We start from the raw sequence: 16,699 nt of genomic DNA on the forward strand, positions 1-16,699 counted from the left end.
GCCTACGCAGTACCGGAAACACAGCAGTACCGGAAACACGGCAGTACCGGTTACACGGTGACGTGGTGGCGATCCGATCGACTGATCGTCACAGCGGCGACGACAACACCGATCACCACGCCGATGAGAGTGTCCGCGACGCGAGCCACTGCCGCTTCGGTCCCGATCGGAGCACTGAAACCGATGAGGAGCAGTGCCATCGGGGTGACGGCCAGTGATGTCAGTGCATAGTTCTTGATCACGAGCAGCTCAGCAGCAGTCTGCAGAATCACGACCACGGCAACCGCTTGCCAGTAGCCGAGCGTCAATGCGATGAGAGCAGCAGCGACGACGGCGCCACCGACATTTCCCACCAACCGCTGAATCCCACGCTGGACGGTCTGCTTGTAGTTCAGCCCCTGCATCGCGGCGATGGCACCCATCGACGCCCAGAGCGGATGCTCCAACCCGGCTCCCGCCGCGAGCCAACCGGCCAGAGCCGACGCTGCCACGATGCGGAGAGCATTCATCCGCACCGGGCGCGAATACAGCCGATTCAATCCTTCGAGAAAATAGCCTTCGGGCGCGGCCAGGTTCTTTGCCGGTGCGAGATCGTGTTCGATCATGCTGGAACGCTTGAGCTTCCGAAGCTCCTTCTCGTGCCGAGCAATGCTGCGAATCAGGGTGGCGTCGCCGTGCAACTGCCACTCCTGAACTGCCGCTTCTGCTTCGTCGAGCACCGCCACCAGTTCGCGTCCGTGATCGACGGTCGACTTGATCCGGCCACTCGACGCAATAACCAAGCGGGCGTTGGCAATCGATCCGAGCGCCGGTTCCACTCCGCCTGCGCCGGACTGTTCGAGACGCCCCACCGCAGAAACTGCACGGGCAACTGCCAGGCGGGCAGGTCCCATCGGCAGTACGAGCGCTGGGAGCATCGCGGCCGCCCAACCGACCAGAACTCCGAGCGCACCGGCAGTGACCAACCGCGCCAAATCATCAACGCTGGAGGCATATCCGGCTGCACCGGTCGCCGCGAAGACGAGGATGACGGGCCCTGGTCCGGTGATCCGGAAGCCCGACATGAAGCAGTACGACGCACCCGCAAGCAAAGAGAGGATGCCGATCTGCAACCACATCGGAACGCCCGCGACACCCATGGCGCCGCCGAAGGCAATCGAAACCACCAGTGCAGCACCCACCATTGCCAGCTTGCCGGCCAACCGTGGATACGGCTCGTACCTGCCGAACGCGGCGCACAGCGCGCCCAAGGCCGCGAAGCCGGCCAATTCCCGATGCCCGAGCAGTCCGCCGACCACGAGGACTACGGCGGTGGCGAGCCCGACCCTGATCGCGGGGGCGATGGTCGCGTCGGCAGATCCGACGCGAAAAGCCGCTCGCCACGTCGCCCCGGAGACGGTATGTGCAATTGCTTCACTCGAATGAGTGAGACGGCTGGGCGTCCTGGCTGCGGTTTCGGTTCGGCTCACCCAATCAGCATACATTTATTTCACTAGTAAATTACTTGTGAAGTAATGTGAATTCTGTCGCTAAGATAGGGACATGGGCGCGGCGAACAGATCCGAAGACGACTTCATCGACAAAGTCCGTCGCGAATGGAAGCGCGCCTACCCCGAGTTCGACACTGCTCCCGTCGAGGTGATGGGCCGGATCGCCCGCATCAACGCGCAGTCTCTTCACCAGCTCGACCGCGCACTGGCGTCCAGCGGGGTCTCTCGCGCCGAATTCGACGTGATGAGTGCACTCGCTCGCAGTGACCGTCCCCTGCGGGCGAGCGAAGTCACCGCCGTCACGATGGTCAGCGGCGCCGCCACCACAAAACACGCAGACCGCCTGGCCAAGCTGGGCTTTGTCGAGCGTCAGCGCTTCGAACACGACGGACGAGTGGTTCTGCTTCAACTCACCGATGCCGGTCGCGCATTGGTCGAGGCAGAGTTTCCCCGACGCGTCGAGCGAGACCGTCAAGTACTCACTGGACTCGACGAGGACGAACGTGCCCAACTGACGGCACTGCTCAAACGCATCTCACTCAACATCGACTCGGGGATCTGGGACTGACCTACTTCGGCAGCGGCACGTTCTGCAAACGCACCTGACCGCGCGCCACCTCTTTCCCCGATTCCGGATCGGTGATGACCACCGACCACAACTGCTGAACGCGTCCCTGCTGTATCGGCACAGCCACGACGTCCACGCGCCCACCCGTACGCGCCCGCAGGAAATCCGTTCCGTTGTGCACTCCGACGGCAAATTCGCCACGGTCCGCCACTGCGGTACTCGCCCCGATGCTCGCGGCCGACTCGACGGCAGTCGTGTAAACGCCGCCGTGGACAACGCCCCACGGAGTGTGGTGTGCCTCGGACAGATCGATGTGCCCGACAACCTTCGTGCCGGACACCTCGTCCAGTTGCAATCCGGCAGCGCTGACGAATCCGCTTGCTGCCTCGAGATTCAATTCCGTCATGACGACCCCTCATCTGCTCCGTTGGATTTCTCGACCTACCTTCCGCCCTCGAATACATGCCGTCAAGTGCTAAGTTGGAATTCCCAACTAACATTTCCAACTAACAGGGGCCCAGAGATGACGGCGACAAAAGGACGCAACTGCTCCATCGCCAACGCCTTGGAGGTCGTCGGCGAGAAGTGGTCACTGTTGGTGCTCCGAGAAATCGTCCTCGGGCAACGACGGTTCGACGAGATCGCCGCGGGCACGGGTGCGAGCCGCGACATCCTCGCCGCGCGTCTACGCACCCTTGTCGACGCCGACGTCCTCACGAAGCGACGCTACGAAGACCATCCACCGCGCTACGAATACGTCGCCACCGAATCAGGGAAGGCGCTCTATCCCATTCTGATGGCGCTCATGGAATGGGGGGACGCCTTTGCGACGACGGGTCCACCGCCAACCGTCGTCGAACACCGTTGCGGTGAGATCCTGCACGCCCAAGTTGTGTGCGCGCACTGCAAAGAGCCGCTGGCCGCCAAAGACGCGCATGTAGTCGAACTCTCGCCGCCTGCTCGATAACGTCAGCGTCCGGGCGGAAACCCGCCTGTTGCGATCGGACCCCAGGAGTCGACGGTGACGCGGATCAGGCTCTTACCCTGCTTGCGCATGGCTTCGCGGTACTCGTCCCAGTCGGGATGATCACCGGCGATGGATCGGTAGTAGTCGACCAACGGTTCCACCGAGTCCGGGAGGTCGATCAACTCCGCGGTTCCGTTCACCTGGACGTACGGGCCGTTCCACTCGTCGGAGTGGATACACAGAGACACCGCCGGGGTGCGGCGGACATTCGCGGCCTTGGCCCGTTCCGGGTACGTGGAGATGACGATCCGACCCTCGTCGTCGACCCCGCACGTCACCGGAGAGATCTGCAACTCGCCGGATTTCTTCACCGTGACGAACGTGGCCCGATGGCGCGGCCTGACGAATTCGAGGAGCTCGGCAAACGACACACGATCTGCGCTGGCGATCTTGGACATGACCTCAGCCTAATTCGATTTACGAACTGACGCTCAGGGCATCTCGATGGTCTGAGCACGTGCGATTTCGCCGATTGCACGAATGATGTACGCGCTCTGAGCTTTCTTCACTCCGGTCGACAAACTCCCGATGACCAGAACCGCCGAACGCAGGTACGCGCCGTGCCCGATACGGAACGAATCGTCTTCCAGATCCGAGATCCCGAGCGCCCCGGTGTAGACCGCAGCGAGCGCCTGCACGTCCAGATCCGGCAGCCACACGATCGTGGACTTGGCGCAGGCGGTGAGCGCATCCTGCACGTCCTCGCTGGACAAGCCGTCCGGATGCGTGTCCTCGAGCAATTCGCGCACGATCGCCGCGTGAACCGAGCTGACCTGCTCGAAAGAGAGCCCGCGCAGTTCCTCGACAGCCACGAGTAGTCCGTCACGATTTGCCGCCCGCACCGCGGCGAGTGCGTCGGCCGTGGCATCGGCGATGTCACGGGCGACCTTCGGCCAATGCGTCGGCCAGCTCTGTTCTGGCGTCCGCTGTTCTGGCGTCATCGTGGTATCTCCTCGGTCCTCGTGTTCATGCGGAAGCCTTCCACATCCCACCGACAGGCCAGGCGATCCGTCAGCGCAGCCGCTCCAACAAGGACATTGCGTTGTGCGGCGCAAAGCCTTTCATGTCGTTGTCGAAGTAGACGTACACGTCGAGGCCCTCGTCCATCCAATCCCGAAAGCGCTTGGACCACTTGTCCAGAGCTTCGTCGGTGTACCCACTCGCATACAGTTCCTTGTCCCCGTGCATCCGCACATAGACAAAATCGGCAGTAGGAGTGGTGATGCGGGGATACCTGCCGGCTGTGTCTGCGACGACAAAACCGATGGAGCGCTCGCGCATCAGGTCCACGGCTTCGTCGGTCTCGAAGCTGGCGTGCCGCGCTTCCACCGCGTAGCGAATCGGCACGTCCCTCTCGGTCTGGGCGAACACTCGGTCTTCGGTGAGTTTGTCGTCGTGCTGTGCTGCCAGATCGGCTGCAGCCTGCGTGGTACGGGGAAGACCGTCGAAGAAGTCGGCCAATCGCTGCGATTCGAACTGCAGCGTCGGAGGTAGTTGCCACAGAATCGGCCCGAGCTTGGGGCCGAGGGCGAGCGTTCCGGCGGCAAAGAAGTTGGCGAGTCCGTCACGGGCGTCGAGCAGCCGTTTCATGTGTGTGATGTACCGGCCGCCCTTGATCGCGAACACAAAATCTTCGGGAGTTTCGCTGCGCCATTTGGTGTAGCTTTCCGGCTTCTGCAGCGCGTAGAACGAGCCGTTGATCTCGATCGACGTCAATCTCTCTGCGGCATAAGACAATTCTTTGCGGTGAGCAAGACCTTTCGGATAGAAATCTCCGCGCCACGCGGGATACGTCCACCCGGAGATACCTACCCGAATATCTGCCATCGATTCAGACTAAGCGGCACTCGAGCGTTTTGGCACTCCGTGTTTCAAACTCCGGCGCTGAGCGCGACGGATACCGGTACGACGGTCAGGCACACCACCGCACCGATGAACAACGCGATCACGAGGCGACGGTCCCACTTTCCGCGTGCACCACTGGCAGCGAGCATGAAGATCACAAAACCTACACACACGGACACGATAGTCACGATCACCGGAGTTCCAACCATGCCGTGATTGTCCCCTACCCATTGCCACCGAGCGCCCTACGGGTACACGATCGAAGTACCCATCCCGAGCTAGGAGTGGAAATGCCGAAATACCTCTGGCAAGTGACGTACTCACCCTCCGGCGCCGCCGGTCTGCAGCAGGAGGGAGGCACTGCGCGGCGCGACGCGATAACGCGAATGGTCGAAAGCATCGGTGGCACTGTCGAATCCTGCCACTTCGCACTGGGCGGTCACGACATGTTCGTGATCGGCAACCTGCCGGACGACGTCGCGGCAGCCGCATTGAGCATTCGCACGGCTGCGGCAGGTGCAGCACGCTCGGAGTCGATCACACTGCTCACGCCGGAGCAGATCGACGAGGCAGTCAAGCGACCGACCGACTACCGCGCGCCGGGCAAATGACGACGGAAGGAATAGATCCCGGCAGCAGCCGAGTTGCACCCGCTGTGACGGAGACTACGAAAACACCTGACCTGGGCACCTACGGAATCTGGCGAGGAGCGGCTGGTTTGCCGCCCGAGCTGGGAACTGCGATCGAGAAACTCGGTTTCGGCACCATCTGGATCGGCGGCTCCCCACGCGCCGATCTAGGGATCGCCGAGAAACTTCTCGACGCGACCGAGCACATCACCGTGGCAACCGGAATCGTCAACATCTGGTCCTCACCTGCGGCTGAGGTGGCGGAGTCCTATCACCGACTCGAAGCCGCGCACCCGGGTCGATTCCTGCTCGGCGTAGGCGTCGGACATCCGGAAGCGACCGGCGACTACACCAAGCCGTACGCCTCACTCGTGTCGTATCTCGACGAACTCGACGCGGCCCAGGTCCCGGAATCGCGGCGCGTCCTCGCCGCACTGGGGCCGAAGGTGTTGAAACTGTCCGCCGCTCGCGCCGCCGGCGCGCATCCGTACCTGACCACCCCCGAACACACGGCCGAAGCTCGCGAAATCCTCGGCCCTTCGAAGATCCTGGCCCCCGAGCACAAGGTTGTCCTGGAAACCGATCCGGAGAAGGCCAGAGCAATCGGTCGCCCCGCCGTCGCCAACCCGTATCTGTATCTGCGCAACTACACGAGCAATCTCGAGCGCCTCGGTTTTGCGCCCGAAGAGTTGGCCAACGAGGGGAACGATCGCGTCATCGACGCCCTGGTTGCGCGGGGTACCGCGAAGTCCATCGCGGATCGACTTCGGGAGCATGTCGCGGCGGGTGCCGATCACGTTGCGATCCAAGCACTTCCCGCCGAAGGTGATCCGATCGCGACCTACGAAGCACTGGCCGCCGAACTCTTCGACTGACCGGGCAACCCTTGACTTGGATAAATAGTGTCCGAGTATACTTGGACACTACTTATCCGAGTAAAGGAGAAAAACATGAAGATCGTCATTTTCGGAAGCGGACTCATCGGAAGCCAGGTCGCCGCCAAGCTCGCTGACGCCGGGCACGACGTGAAGGCGCTCGGTCGCGGCGACGGGATCGACATCACCACCGGCGCAGGTATCGCCGAGGCAGTCGAGGGTGCCGACGTCGTCGTGGATCTGACCAATTCCCCTTCGTGGTCGGACGACGACGTCTTGGCCTTCTTCCGCGACGGAACCGGCCACATCCTCGCCGCGGAAGAGAAGGCAGGCGTCGGGCACTACGTCATACTGTCCATCGTGGGTGCCGATCGACTGCCCGATTCCGGGTACATGCGAGCCAAGGTCGCCCAGGAAGACCTGGTCAATGCGGGCCCGACCCCCTACACGATCGTCCGATCGACCCAATTCTTCGAGTTCGTCGCCGGAATCGCCGACGCGGGAACCACCGACGGCGCCGTCCACGCAACGCCGGGACATCTGCAACCCATCGCGTCTCGAGACGTCGTGTCCCACGTCGCCGAGGTAGTGACCGGCGCGCCGCAAAACGGCACGGTCGAGATTGCCGGACCCGAACCGCTGGGCATCGACGAACTGGTCCGGCGCTTGTTCCTCGTCACCGGCGACAAGCGTTCGGTTATCTCCGATCCCGAAGCCGGCTACTTCGGCGCGAAACTCGACAACTCGGCACTGACCCCGACGCCCGGTGCAGATGCATGGATCGCGCCGACAACATACGACGCGTGGCTTGCCGAGAAGGCCTGACGTCGACAACTCGAGCGACGTCCGGCCCGCACCGCTTTCCGCGGCGTCGATAGAGTCCAATCATGAAGCTTTCCGGAGGCGTGGAGTGGTCACTCCACTGCTGCGTGGTTCTGAGCCAGTCCGAGGGGCCGGTACCCACAGCCAGACTCGCCGAACTTCACGGGGTGTCGAAGACATACCTGGCGAAGCATCTGCGAGCGCTCGCGCACGCCGACCTGGTCAATCCGACCGAGGGCCGAGACGGCGGGTACGTTCTCACCCGGGCTCCCGAGAAGATCACCGTTCTCGACGTCGTACAGGCCGTTGACGGCACCGAACCTGCGTTCCGGTGCACGGAGATTCGACAGCAAGGAATCCTCGCCGCTCCACCGGAGCAGTGCCGTTCCGCCTGCGGAATCGCCAAGGTCATGGCCGACGCCGAAAAAGCCTGGCGCGCATCGCTGTCGGGGGTCACTATTGCAGATCTTGCTGCAACCCTGGACCTTCCGGCACTCAGAAAGATCCTGACCACACCGATCACACCCTAGAGCAGCCCACACCCCACGAGACGGCAATCCATCGTTCAACTATCGGGTACCTTGTTCGGGGATCAAATCTTGACGAAGAATCTTCCGGGAATTTTCGCAAGATCTCGGAGGGGGTTTCATGGGAGTCAGTGGCGCTGCGGGGTTGGGGCAGAACATTCGTCAAACAACTGGACTGTTGAGTCGCTGGTGGTCTCTTGCGTACGACGGCGAATGGTTCCCGAGGTTCCTGGCTGCTCGATCGATGTTGGGGACAGCCAGGGTGGTCGTCACCTTTTGGTGTGCTGTGTTCGTGGCACTCGCCGTACTGGCTCAATTCGTGAAGGGTGGCGCAACCGAGCTCCCTGAACGGCTCGCGGCGGGCGCAGCATGCATGATCGCGCTCTACTGCATGATTCGCTGGTCACTCGGACGGTCTTGGCCGAGTCACCATCAATCCGTTCGTTTCGTTTCGCTCACCAATATCTGCTTGTCCTTGATACTTCTCGCCGGAATCCATTCGAGCTTCCTGGCATTGACCGGCACCGTTCTGTTCGTGGTCGTCGCGAACTATTCGTCGGTATTCCACAGCCCTCGAATAGTCACAGCACAGATCACCGGCGCGCTGTTCGTCGTTGCGCTACTGACAATTCGAGCTGTAACCGATCCGGATACCGACTCTTCGCTGTCGGTGTCCACTGGATTCGTCATCGGGTGTGTTATCGCTTCAGCTTCGATGACCGTGCATTTCCTCGTCCTGTATTTGACCGACGACGCACGACACTCTTGGCGCGATCCACTCACCGCTGCCCTGAATCGACGTGGGCTGCACAATGTCTGGCAACAGTTGTTCGGTGTCGGCGAACTCCAAGGACACGTAGTCCTTGCGGTGGTGATCGATGTCGATTCGTTCAAGAGCGTCAACGACAAACTGGGTCACGCGGAAGGCGATCGGATGCTGGTGACAGTCGGCCGGCGCCTGAACTCGGTGGTCGGAGAGGTCGGGCTGGTTGCGCGGACTGGCGGCGACGAGTTCGTGATTCTCATGCCCGTGGAGCCACGTCGCATCGAACAAACCGTGGTGGACATTCACAATTCGATATCGCGGCCCGCCGGCCGGCAGTCGATTTCCGTGAGCGTCGGAGCCAGCGTGTGGCTGTCCTCGACAATCCCGGACGCTTCGGGAACCATCGATCGGATTCTTGCCGATGCCGACAACGCGATGTATCGGGCGAAACGACGAGGTGGAGACCAGGTAGCTTGGGCAGTAACGCATCTGAGCTGAATCGACACGATTACCTGTCGATCGAATTCAGAGCGCCGCTTCGCTGTCGTTCGCCGGATCCAGCTGATCCTGGGTTGCCGCCCAACTCGCCAAGAGTTTGAGTGCATCAGCCGTGGGCGTCCCCGGCGCCGCGGTGTAGACCAGCAGTGTCAGCCCGGGATTGGACGGCAGTTCCATCGCCTCGAAGTTCAGCTCCAGGTCGCCGACGACGGGGTGACGAACCTTCTTGAATCCCGTCCGATGAAAGCGCACATTGTGTTTCGCCCACCGGGTGCGGAATACCTCACTGCGAGTGGCAAGTTCACCGATGAGCTCGGTCAGCGCCCTGTCATGGGGATTGCGCCCCGCTTCCGAGCGGAGCATCGCGGCGATGTCGTCTGCCGCGCGCTCCCAATCCACGAAGAAGTCCTGCGATGCCGGGTCCAGGTACACGAACCGGGCGTTGTTCGCCGGCCTACGTGGATCGGCCAACACCGGCGAATACAACGCGCGCGCCATACGATTGGCCGCCAGCATGTCGTGCCTGGCATTACGTACCCACGCCGGCGCGTCGGTGATGGCGTCGAGTATCTGCTGAATCGCCGGGCTCACGCCCTTGGGGGCGGGCCGCTTTCTACTCGGTGCGCCTGCACTGGCGGCCTTCGCAAGGTCATACAAATGGGCAGTTTCGGCTTCGTCGAGTTGCAGTGCTCGGGAAAGGCTTTCGAGCACCGAGTCCGACGCTCCCGCCAGATTTCCGCGTTCCATGCGCACGTAGTAGTCGATGCTCACACCGGCGAGCAGAGCGACTTCCTCACGGCGCAACCCCTTGACGCGACGGTTCCCGCCGTAGGCCGGCAGCCCTGCCTGCTCGGGTGTGATGCGAGCACGACGGGAGCTGAGGAATTCGCGGATCTCGGCTCGGTTGTCCATGCAGTTCACGTTACTCGAGCGGAGAAGACCGAGGGAGGTACTGCCGTTACCTGGAACAACAGACACTCCCGCGCCCGCGAGGCGCGGCGTTGACTGATTGCAGTCGACCGGTCCACGCCGAAACGTCGACTTCGAAGCACGCGACACCAGAAGCAAGAGGGGACACCATGCGAGCAACCATCATGTACGGCGCCGGAGACGTTCGAGTCGAGACCGTGCCCGATCCGGCACTGCAGCAGCCGACGGACGCGATCGTGCGGGTCGTCAGGGCGTGCGTTTGCGGCTCTGACCTGCACCCTTACCACAACATGCCGGCCACGCCCGGTGGTTCCCCGATGGGCCACGAATTCGTCGGAGTGGTGGAAGAGACCGGTCGCGAGGTGTCCACGTTGAAGAAGGGCGACTTCGTCATCGCCCCCTTCGCCTGGTCCGACGGGACGTGCGACTTCTGCCGCGAAGGCTTGCAGACGTCTTGCCGACACGGTGGATTCTGGGCCGGAAACGGGATCGGAGGCGGTCAGGCAGAGGCCATCCGAGTGCCGTTGGCAGACGGCACCCTGGTCAAGGCGCCGGTCGGTGAGGATTCCGAACTCCTACCGTCACTGCTCACACTCTCCGACGTCTTCGGCACCGGCTATCACGCGGCGGTCAAGGGTGGCGTCAACCAACGCACGACGGTCACGGTCATCGGCGATGGAGCCGTGGGGCTGATGGCAGTGCTCTCCGCCAAACGCCTCGGCGCCGAGCGCATCATCCTCATGGGGCGCCACAAGACCCGCACGGATCTCGGTCTCGAGTTCGGAGCCACCGACGTGGTTGCCGAACGTGGAGATGAGGGCATCGAGAAAGTCCGCGAACTGACCGGAGGCGACGGCACTCATGTCGTCCTCGAAGCGGTAGGTCACATGCCTGCCTACGAGCAGTCGCTCGGAGTTGTCCGACCGGGCGGCGTCATCAGCCGAGTCGGGGTACCCCAATACGAAGAAGCTCCAATCGGATTCGGGACACTCTTCGGACCCAACATCACACTCACCGGTGGACCGGCCCCGGTGCGCGCGTACATCGAAGAGCTGATGCCGGATGTGCTCGATGGAAAGATCGAGCCGGGCAAGGTCTTCGACCACACCGTCGGACTCGACGACGTAGCGGAAGGCTACCGAGCCATGGACTCCCGTGAATCGTTGAAGGTCCTCGTCCGCCCGTAGTCCACCACTTGCGAAAGTCCACCACTTGCGAAGAAGATGCGCGTGACCCACATTGCCACCCGTCCTGTTGCCGGTCGCATCAATCCCACCGCGATCCTGGCGATCATTCTGATCAGCTATTTCATGATCCTGCTCGACAATTCGATCATCTTCACCGGGCTACCCAGCATCCAAAGCAGCATGGGTTACTCGGCAACCGGGCTGTCCTGGGTCCAGGACGCCTACACCCTGGTGTTCGGCGGGCTTCTCCTGCTGGGTGCTCGCCTCGGGGACATCTTCGGCCGTCGTCGCGTATTCGTGGCCGGTCTCGCGATTTTCGCGATTGCGTCGTTTCTCGTCGGGGTCGCGCCGAACGGTTGGTGGCTCATCGCAGCGCGCGCTCTCCAAGGCGTCGGAGCAGCAGTGGTCGCCCCGGCGTCGCTGTCACTGCTGACCGCCAGTTTCCCGCCCGGCCCGGAGCGAACGCGCGCTGTTGCCTGGTACGGCGCTGCTGCGGGAATAGGCGCCAGCCTCGGACTCGTGATCGGCGGCGCCCTTGCCGACTGGGTGTCTTGGCGCGCAGGCTTTTTCATCAACGTTCCGATCGGTATCGCGATGATCGCTCTCGCTCCCCGGTTCATTCCGGAAACCGAGCCCAACTCCGGACGTTTCGATGTGGCCGGCGCTGTTCTCGCCACACTCGGGATGACCGCGCTCGTCTTCGGCACCGTCAACTCGGCCGAAGCGGGGTGGACCTCACCGATCACCGTTGCGACACTGGCGGCCGGGGCGATACTACTGACCTTGCTCTTCCTCAACGAAGCGAGAGCGGAGCAGCCGATCATGCCACTGAGGTTGTTCCGTAGCCGGGAGCGATCCGGGGCGTACGCCGCCCGAATGCTCTATCTGGGTGCCATGATCGGATTCTTCTACTTCACGACTCAGCTACTCCAAGGCGTCATGGGCTTCAGCGCGTTCCAAGCAGGCATCGCCTTCTTCCCGATGACGATCGTCAATTTTGCTGTGGCGATGCTTATTCCGCGACTGACACCGCGATTCGGAAATTCCGCAATTCTGTCGGTTGGCATTGCCGTCACCCTAGCCGGGATGGCGTGGCTCAGTCTGGTCCATCCCGGCAGCACGTACCTCACTGCGATAGCACTTCCGATGATCTTGATCGGCGCCGGACAGGGGTTGGCTTTCGCCCCACTGACTTCTGCTGGCATCTCCGGGGTACAGGCCGAAGATGCCGGTGCCGCATCAGGATTGGTCAACACTGCACATCAACTGGGCAGTGCTCTCGGACTCGGCATCCTCGTCGCAGTCTCCGCGGGCGCCGGATCCTCTGCCGACGACGCTACAACGGCACTCACCGATCACGTATCAACGGCTCTCACCGCAGGCACCGCCCTGCTCGCCGCTTGTCTCGTCATCGTCCTCGCACTGATCGTCCCGGCTACGAGAACGCGAAGTACCGCAAAGCAATTCGACCAGGAGAAAGGAAGCCGAGATGTCGCACTCGTGGACCGAGGCTGAACTGACCAAGATCGGCGACGCCGAGGAGTTGCAGGTCTCCTCGTACCGCCGAGACGGAACCGCAAGGCCGTACGTCACGATTTGGGTTGTCCGTACCGGCAACCAACTGTACGTTCGCTCGGCCTACGGAACCGACAACCCGTGGTTCGTCCGAGCAACGGCAAGTGGAACGGGCCGAATCCGAGCAGGAGGAATCGAGCGGGACGTGGCGTTCGAGTCCGCCGCACCGGATGCCCACTCGTCGATCGACTCCGCCTATCACACCAAGTACGACCGCTACGGCCCGCAGATCGTCGGCTCCGTCACCGGCCGCGCCGCCGCACCCAACACCATTCGACTTGTTCCGCTGACGCAGAACTGAACCGCCCCTTTCGATTCCGAGGAGACCTCATGGAAATCTTGAAGCCCCAGCCCACCAGCAAAGCACCCAGCGACTGGTTCACCGGCGACGTCTGGTGGGACGTCATCTACGCCGGCCAGGAGCCGTCGAGGATGCGCGCCAACATGGTTCGCTTTGCACCGTGCGCGCGAACCGACTGGCATTCCCACGCCCTCGGACAGACCCTCCACATCGTCTCCGGGACCGCGCTGGTTCAAGCTCGCGGCGGCGAGATCGTCGAAGTTCATCCGGGCGAGACCATCTATACCCCGGCAGGAGAGGAACACTGGCACGGCGCAGCACCCGACCGTTTCATGACCCACCTTGCGCTGTGGGAAGGACCCGGCGGCGGAAGCACCGAAACTACATGGGGCGACAAAGTCACCGATGAGGAATACGGCGGTCCCCGCGCCAAACGTCGTTGAGACCGGACACCTCTCAGATACGGCGCATCACGGAAACAACTTTGCCCAGGATGACCGCGCGATCGCCGTCGATGACGCTGTACGCGGGATTGCGAGGCTCGAGGTACACGTGACCGTCGCGACGCCGGAGCACCTTCACCGTGGCCTCGCCGTCGATCATCGCGGCGACGATCTCACCGGAATGAGCTTCGTCCTGGCGGCGCACCACGACGACGTCACCGTCACAGATCGCTGCGTCGACCATCGACTCACCACGCACCCGAAGTCCGAACACCGTGCCGGAGCCGACGAGCTCGCGAGGAAGCGCAAGCACCTCGTCGGCGTGCTCCTCCGCGAGGATCGGCGCGCCGGCCGCGATGTCACCGACGACCGGAACCGTCACCGTATTCGACGACGACTGTTCCTTCGCGCCTACGAGGAACGGCCGCACGTCCAACTGCCGAGCCATGGCCGCTCCCCTACGGAGGAAGCCCTTCTCTTCGAGACTCTTGAGGTGCTTGGACACCGTCGACGTCGAGCGCAGACCAACCGCGTCTCCGATCTGCCGTGTGCTCGGCGTGCACCCGTTGGCAGCCACGAGATCCCGGATGGTCATCAGAATCTGCTGCTGGCGGAGCGGCAGGGAGGAGGCGTCGAGGCCACCGAACATGTCGAGATCGTCGTAATCGGTCACGACGAGAATCGTAGTGAGGGGTCCCGACATCCAGGCCAGGCAGCCGGAGTCTGCCAGAAACGGCACAGGCAGTTTGTTTCCCGAGCGGCGCATGGCACGCTGAGCTGATGGAGCCTCTCGAACCGATGCGCCCGGTCAGTGTTCCCGCCGACACCCATAAGTCGACGCCGATCTGGAAGTCGGCACCGGTCACTTTGGGAACGGTGGGTGTGTTTGCCTACGCATTGATGTCCGCGAGAACCGGCGTCGTCGAAGTTGCACTTGGCGCGGCGATCGCGATCGCCGGCGCCGCCCTCTACTGCATGTCAGTGATGCGCACGATCAGAGAAAACTCAGGCAGCCGCGTACCTCTGCTCGGAACCCCACCCGTCTCGCCCCGTGACGTCGACCTGCTCGCCGGGGCCGGGATGCCCTTGATCATGGGCGGATCGTTGCTGGCCATACGAGCAGCGGGATGGACCTGGCCATATCTCTATCTCGGACTGCTCGCCGTGATCATGGTCGCTACCTATGTTCTTCCCGTGGTGGTGCACAACCGACGATTACGGAAGCGAACTCACCGATCGCAAACCCCGTGACGCGGGTACGTCGACGCAACATCTCCAGCACATTCTCCGACGTCCCCACTGGTACGACCGGTCCATCCCCCGGTGGAGCCGACTATGCGCTGGCGACCTTGCTATCAGGCACGACAGCAATATCGACCTTGCTGAACTGCAGCACACCGTCTTCGATCTCGGCGTCGTGCATCAGCTTGCGGTCGCGGTAGTAATTGTTGACCACTTTCCACGCACCGCGGGCACCCTGACGCGGCATCTCTCCGTCGCCGCGCTGGATGTAGCCCGAGGTCAGGGCTCCGCCCATGAGAGATTCTTCGGCGAAGTCCTCAGGTTCGGCGTGAACCTCGAAAGTCGTGTAGTCGCGCTTACGCATGATCTTGAGTACGCGACACAGATAGGACGCGGCCAGGTCTGCCTTGAGCGTCCAGGATGCGTTGGTGTAGCCGAGGATCATCAGGAAGTTCGGGATGTCGGAGTAGAGCACGCTCTTGTAGGCGACCGTCTCGTTGAGCTTGACGGGCTCGCCGTCGATGCTCATGGTCGCCCCGCCCAGGATCTGTACGTTCAAGCCGGTCGCCGTGACGATGACGTCGGCCTCGATTTCGCGGCCCGACTCGGTCACGATGCCCTTCTCGGTGAACGTGGCGATACGGTCGGTGACGATGTCGGCCTTGCCGCTCTTGAGCACCTTGAACAGGTCCCCGTTGGGAACCACGCACAGGCGCTGATCCCACGGGTTGTAGTTGGGGGTGAAGTGACGCAGGTCCACGTTCTTGCCGAGTTGCAAGCGGATCTGGGTGAGGAACAGCTTCTTCGCCAGCTTCGGATTGGTACGTGAGAGCTGAAAGCTGGCGCGTTGCAGTGCGATATTGCGGGCTCGACCGATCTTGTAAGCGATCTGGTCGGGAACGCGTGCAAGCTTGAGACCCTTGGCAACAGGGTCCTCGGACGGAAGCGCCTGGATCCACGTGGGCGAGCGCTGCAGCATGGTGACGTGACCGGCAGTGGGGGCCATCGACGGGATCAGGGTGATCGCGGTGGCACCGGAACCGATGACCACTACCTTCTTTCCGGTGTAATCGAGATCCTCCGGCCAGTGCTGCGGGTGCACGATCTGACCACGGAAGTCGTCCTCACCGGGGAAGGCGGGGCGGTATCCCTTGTCGTAGTTGTAGTAACCACAGGCGCCGACGAGGACGTTCGCGGTCCACGTCTCGGTCTCCCCCGTCGCCTCGACCAGGACGGTCACGGACCACTGAGCAGTCGCGCGATCGAAGTCCATTGCCACGACCTTGCGGCCGAAGTTGATGTGGTCGGTGACGCCGTATTCCTTGGCGGTTTCCTCGACATAGTCACGGATACTGGCGCCGTCTGCGAGCACTTTGGTTCCGATCCACGGACGGAAACCGAATCCGAAGGTGAGCATGTCGGAATCCGATCGGATGCCGGGATACTTGAACAGGTCCCAGGTGCCACCGATGTTCTCGCGGCGTTCGAGGATCGCGTAAGTACTTCCGGTCTGCTCACGAATGAGGTGGCAAGCCGCGCCGATTCCGGACAAGCCAGCGCCGATGATCAGTACGTCGACATGCTGTGTCATGAGGAAACTCGTTTCGTCGGTCGTCGCGAAGCTACTTCTGGCGTCGGCAGTGACCGAGAACGATCGGCCGGTTCAGGCCGGGTTCCCTAAGGTCAGCGCCAATGAACAGGGTATGTGCAACTGACGGTAACAGTCAATATCTCGACCCGGCCGCGCACGGAACATTGAGGCGCGACGCACCGGCCTCGCGGAACTCGATCGAGACGCCTGAATGCCTCGAGACACCGGAGAGTTGTTCACGTCGTCGACGGAACGCCCAATGACTCGTCTACACGGGATGCTCATCGCCCAAATATTCAGCGCCCCAGCATAATTCGAAGGTCCATGATCAGGTGTCGAACGCGCGAGTTTCCATGGGAAGACGGGCAACTGCGATATCGCCG

At 62.4% G+C, this 16,699-nt stretch carries 21 protein-coding genes; 12 read left to right on the forward strand and 9 right to left on the reverse strand.

Annotated features, from left to right (window positions below):
- Positions 1 to 50: 50 nt before the first annotated feature.
- Entirely contained in the window at positions 51 to 1,484 is a 1,434-nt protein-coding gene (locus AC1Q6C_RS06485; protein WP_058038280.1) for an FUSC family protein, read from the reverse strand.
- 58 nt (positions 1,485 to 1,542) lie between these two features.
- Between AC1Q6C_RS06485 and AC1Q6C_RS06490 the strand changes: the two genes are divergently transcribed.
- On the forward strand, positions 1,543 to 2,058 hold the full coding sequence (locus AC1Q6C_RS06490) for a MarR family winged helix-turn-helix transcriptional regulator (protein ID WP_003940222.1): 516 nt from the start codon (positions 1,543 to 1,545) through the stop codon (positions 2,056 to 2,058).
- Between the two features lies 1 nt (position 2,059).
- Here AC1Q6C_RS06490 and AC1Q6C_RS06495 read toward each other — a convergent pair whose 3' ends face one another.
- Entirely contained in the window at positions 2,060 to 2,464 is a 405-nt protein-coding gene (locus AC1Q6C_RS06495; protein WP_019745591.1) for a PaaI family thioesterase, read from the reverse strand.
- A 117-nt stretch (positions 2,465 to 2,581) separates the two neighbouring features.
- Here AC1Q6C_RS06495 and AC1Q6C_RS06500 point away from each other — a divergent pair, with 117 nt between their 5' ends.
- Positions 2,582 to 3,025 carry a winged helix-turn-helix transcriptional regulator gene (locus AC1Q6C_RS06500; RefSeq protein ID WP_064687803.1) on the forward strand — a complete coding sequence of 148 codons (444 nt, stop codon included), beginning with the start codon at positions 2,582 to 2,584 and terminating at the stop codon, positions 3,023 to 3,025.
- A 2-nt stretch (positions 3,026 to 3,027) separates the two neighbouring features.
- Here the strand turns inward: AC1Q6C_RS06500 and AC1Q6C_RS06505 are convergent, their stop codons facing one another.
- From AC1Q6C_RS06505 to AC1Q6C_RS06520, 4 genes are all read right to left on the reverse strand, one after another.
- The gene (locus tag AC1Q6C_RS06505; protein WP_030536493.1) at positions 3,028 to 3,483 is read right to left on the reverse strand and encodes a PPOX class F420-dependent oxidoreductase; all 456 of its coding nucleotides are present in this window, start codon (positions 3,481 to 3,483) and stop codon (positions 3,028 to 3,030) included.
- Between the two features lie 33 nt (positions 3,484 to 3,516).
- Entirely contained in the window at positions 3,517 to 4,026 is a 510-nt protein-coding gene (locus AC1Q6C_RS06510; RefSeq protein WP_030536492.1) for a hypothetical protein, read from the reverse strand.
- Between the two features lie 70 nt (positions 4,027 to 4,096).
- Complete coding sequence (locus AC1Q6C_RS06515) at positions 4,097 to 4,912, reverse strand: DUF72 domain-containing protein (RefSeq protein WP_218747831.1); 816 nt, start codon at positions 4,910 to 4,912, stop codon at positions 4,097 to 4,099.
- A gap of 44 nt (positions 4,913 to 4,956) precedes the next feature.
- A complete protein-coding gene (locus AC1Q6C_RS06520; protein ID WP_003940600.1) occupies positions 4,957 to 5,139 on the reverse strand; it encodes a hypothetical protein in 183 nt (60 codons plus the stop codon).
- Between the two features lie 81 nt (positions 5,140 to 5,220).
- Between AC1Q6C_RS06520 and AC1Q6C_RS06525 the strand changes: the two genes are divergently transcribed.
- From AC1Q6C_RS06525 to AC1Q6C_RS06545, 5 genes are all read left to right on the forward strand, one after another.
- Positions 5,221 to 5,541, forward strand: coding sequence for a GYD domain-containing protein (locus AC1Q6C_RS06525; RefSeq protein WP_007729728.1), 321 nt, complete (start codon positions 5,221 to 5,223; stop codon positions 5,539 to 5,541).
- A gap of 44 nt (positions 5,542 to 5,585) precedes the next feature.
- A complete protein-coding gene (locus AC1Q6C_RS06530) occupies positions 5,586 to 6,434 on the forward strand; it encodes an LLM class F420-dependent oxidoreductase (protein WP_175280085.1) in 849 nt (282 codons plus the stop codon).
- Positions 6,435 to 6,509: 75 nt separating this feature from the next.
- Positions 6,510 to 7,259, forward strand: a complete 750-nt coding sequence (locus AC1Q6C_RS06535; RefSeq protein WP_492666451.1) for an SDR family oxidoreductase — start codon at positions 6,510 to 6,512, stop codon at positions 7,257 to 7,259.
- A 62-nt stretch (positions 7,260 to 7,321) separates the two neighbouring features.
- A complete protein-coding gene (locus AC1Q6C_RS06540) occupies positions 7,322 to 7,786 on the forward strand; it encodes an RrF2 family transcriptional regulator (protein WP_063315611.1) in 465 nt (154 codons plus the stop codon).
- Positions 7,787 to 7,904: 118 nt separating this feature from the next.
- Positions 7,905 to 9,047, forward strand: a complete 1,143-nt coding sequence (locus tag AC1Q6C_RS06545; RefSeq protein ID WP_007729732.1) for a GGDEF domain-containing protein — start codon at positions 7,905 to 7,907, stop codon at positions 9,045 to 9,047.
- 27 nt (positions 9,048 to 9,074) lie between these two features.
- Here the strand turns inward: AC1Q6C_RS06545 and AC1Q6C_RS06550 are convergent, their stop codons facing one another.
- The gene (locus tag AC1Q6C_RS06550) at positions 9,075 to 9,959 is read right to left on the reverse strand and encodes a helix-turn-helix transcriptional regulator (RefSeq protein ID WP_064073862.1); all 885 of its coding nucleotides are present in this window, start codon (positions 9,957 to 9,959) and stop codon (positions 9,075 to 9,077) included.
- Between the two features lie 167 nt (positions 9,960 to 10,126).
- Between AC1Q6C_RS06550 and AC1Q6C_RS06555 the strand changes: the two genes are divergently transcribed.
- The 4 genes from AC1Q6C_RS06555 to AC1Q6C_RS06570 are packed head-to-tail and all read left to right on the forward strand — an operon-like array spanning position 10,127 to position 13,483.
- Entirely contained in the window at positions 10,127 to 11,164 is a 1,038-nt protein-coding gene (locus AC1Q6C_RS06555) for a zinc-dependent alcohol dehydrogenase family protein (protein WP_030536486.1), read from the forward strand.
- Between the two features lie 36 nt (positions 11,165 to 11,200).
- Positions 11,201 to 12,679 (forward strand): MFS transporter, encoded by a 1,479-nt coding sequence (locus AC1Q6C_RS06560; protein WP_202427086.1) that lies wholly within the window; start codon positions 11,201 to 11,203, stop codon positions 12,677 to 12,679.
- Complete coding sequence (locus AC1Q6C_RS06565; protein WP_492666452.1) at positions 12,654 to 13,040, forward strand: DUF2255 family protein; 387 nt, start codon at positions 12,654 to 12,656, stop codon at positions 13,038 to 13,040. The genes AC1Q6C_RS06560 and AC1Q6C_RS06565 overlap by 26 nt, the downstream gene beginning before the upstream one ends.
- Positions 13,041 to 13,069: 29 nt before the next feature.
- Positions 13,070 to 13,483, forward strand: a complete 414-nt coding sequence (locus tag AC1Q6C_RS06570) for a (R)-mandelonitrile lyase (RefSeq protein ID WP_492666453.1) — start codon at positions 13,070 to 13,072, stop codon at positions 13,481 to 13,483.
- 13 nt (positions 13,484 to 13,496) lie between these two features.
- Here the strand turns inward: AC1Q6C_RS06570 and lexA are convergent, their stop codons facing one another.
- Positions 13,497 to 14,186, reverse strand: a complete 690-nt coding sequence (gene lexA / locus AC1Q6C_RS06575; protein WP_172827072.1) for a transcriptional repressor LexA — start codon at positions 14,184 to 14,186, stop codon at positions 13,497 to 13,499.
- 77 nt (positions 14,187 to 14,263) lie between these two features.
- On the opposite strand from lexA, the gene AC1Q6C_RS06580 reads away from it, so the two are divergent.
- Positions 14,264 to 14,734, forward strand: coding sequence for a hypothetical protein (locus AC1Q6C_RS06580; protein ID WP_492666454.1), 471 nt, complete (start codon positions 14,264 to 14,266; stop codon positions 14,732 to 14,734).
- Between the two features lie 82 nt (positions 14,735 to 14,816).
- On the opposite strand, the gene AC1Q6C_RS06585 is transcribed toward AC1Q6C_RS06580, so the two are convergent.
- Positions 14,817 to 16,316, reverse strand: a complete 1,500-nt coding sequence (locus AC1Q6C_RS06585; protein WP_003940522.1) for a flavin-containing monooxygenase — start codon at positions 16,314 to 16,316, stop codon at positions 14,817 to 14,819.
- Between the last annotated feature and the right edge of the window lie 383 nt (positions 16,317 to 16,699).

The sequence above is a fragment of the Rhodococcus sp. MT28 genome (assembly GCF_058792695.1).

Bases quoted from the DNA above. Each gene is read 5' to 3' on its own strand.
- AC1Q6C_RS06545 (WP_007729732.1), top strand. From the start codon at position 7,905: ATGGGAGTCAGTGGCGCTGCGGGGTTGGGGCAGAACATTCGTCAAACA.
- lexA (WP_172827072.1), bottom strand. From the start codon at position 14,186: ATGTCGGGACCCCTCACTACGATTCTCGTCGTGACCGATTACGACGAT.
- AC1Q6C_RS06515 (WP_218747831.1), bottom strand. From the start codon at position 4,912: ATGGCAGATATTCGGGTAGGTATCTCCGGGTGGACGTATCCCGCGTGG.
- AC1Q6C_RS06520 (WP_003940600.1), bottom strand. From the start codon at position 5,139: ATGGTTGGAACTCCGGTGATCGTGACTATCGTGTCCGTGTGTGTAGGT.
- AC1Q6C_RS06550 (WP_064073862.1), bottom strand. From the start codon at position 9,959: ATGGACAACCGAGCCGAGATCCGCGAATTCCTCAGCTCCCGTCGTGCT.
- AC1Q6C_RS06490 (WP_003940222.1), top strand. From the start codon at position 1,543: ATGGGCGCGGCGAACAGATCCGAAGACGACTTCATCGACAAAGTCCGT.
- AC1Q6C_RS06510 (WP_030536492.1), bottom strand. From the start codon at position 4,026: ATGACGCCAGAACAGCGGACGCCAGAACAGAGCTGGCCGACGCATTGG.
- AC1Q6C_RS06565 (WP_492666452.1), top strand. From the start codon at position 12,654: ATGTCGCACTCGTGGACCGAGGCTGAACTGACCAAGATCGGCGACGCC.
- AC1Q6C_RS06540 (WP_063315611.1), top strand. From the start codon at position 7,322: ATGAAGCTTTCCGGAGGCGTGGAGTGGTCACTCCACTGCTGCGTGGTT.
- AC1Q6C_RS06585 (WP_003940522.1), bottom strand. From the start codon at position 16,316: ATGACACAGCATGTCGACGTACTGATCATCGGCGCTGGCTTGTCCGGA.
- AC1Q6C_RS06495 (WP_019745591.1), bottom strand. From the start codon at position 2,464: ATGACGGAATTGAATCTCGAGGCAGCAAGCGGATTCGTCAGCGCTGCC.
- AC1Q6C_RS06560 (WP_202427086.1), top strand. From the start codon at position 11,201: ATGCGCGTGACCCACATTGCCACCCGTCCTGTTGCCGGTCGCATCAAT.
- AC1Q6C_RS06555 (WP_030536486.1), top strand. From the start codon at position 10,127: ATGCGAGCAACCATCATGTACGGCGCCGGAGACGTTCGAGTCGAGACC.
- AC1Q6C_RS06535 (WP_492666451.1), top strand. From the start codon at position 6,510: ATGAAGATCGTCATTTTCGGAAGCGGACTCATCGGAAGCCAGGTCGCC.
- AC1Q6C_RS06570 (WP_492666453.1), top strand. From the start codon at position 13,070: ATGGAAATCTTGAAGCCCCAGCCCACCAGCAAAGCACCCAGCGACTGG.
- AC1Q6C_RS06505 (WP_030536493.1), bottom strand. From the start codon at position 3,483: ATGTCCAAGATCGCCAGCGCAGATCGTGTGTCGTTTGCCGAGCTCCTC.
- AC1Q6C_RS06580 (WP_492666454.1), top strand. From the start codon at position 14,264: ATGGAGCCTCTCGAACCGATGCGCCCGGTCAGTGTTCCCGCCGACACC.
- AC1Q6C_RS06500 (WP_064687803.1), top strand. From the start codon at position 2,582: ATGACGGCGACAAAAGGACGCAACTGCTCCATCGCCAACGCCTTGGAG.
- AC1Q6C_RS06485 (WP_058038280.1), bottom strand. From the start codon at position 1,484: ATGTATGCTGATTGGGTGAGCCGAACCGAAACCGCAGCCAGGACGCCC.
- AC1Q6C_RS06525 (WP_007729728.1), top strand. From the start codon at position 5,221: ATGCCGAAATACCTCTGGCAAGTGACGTACTCACCCTCCGGCGCCGCC.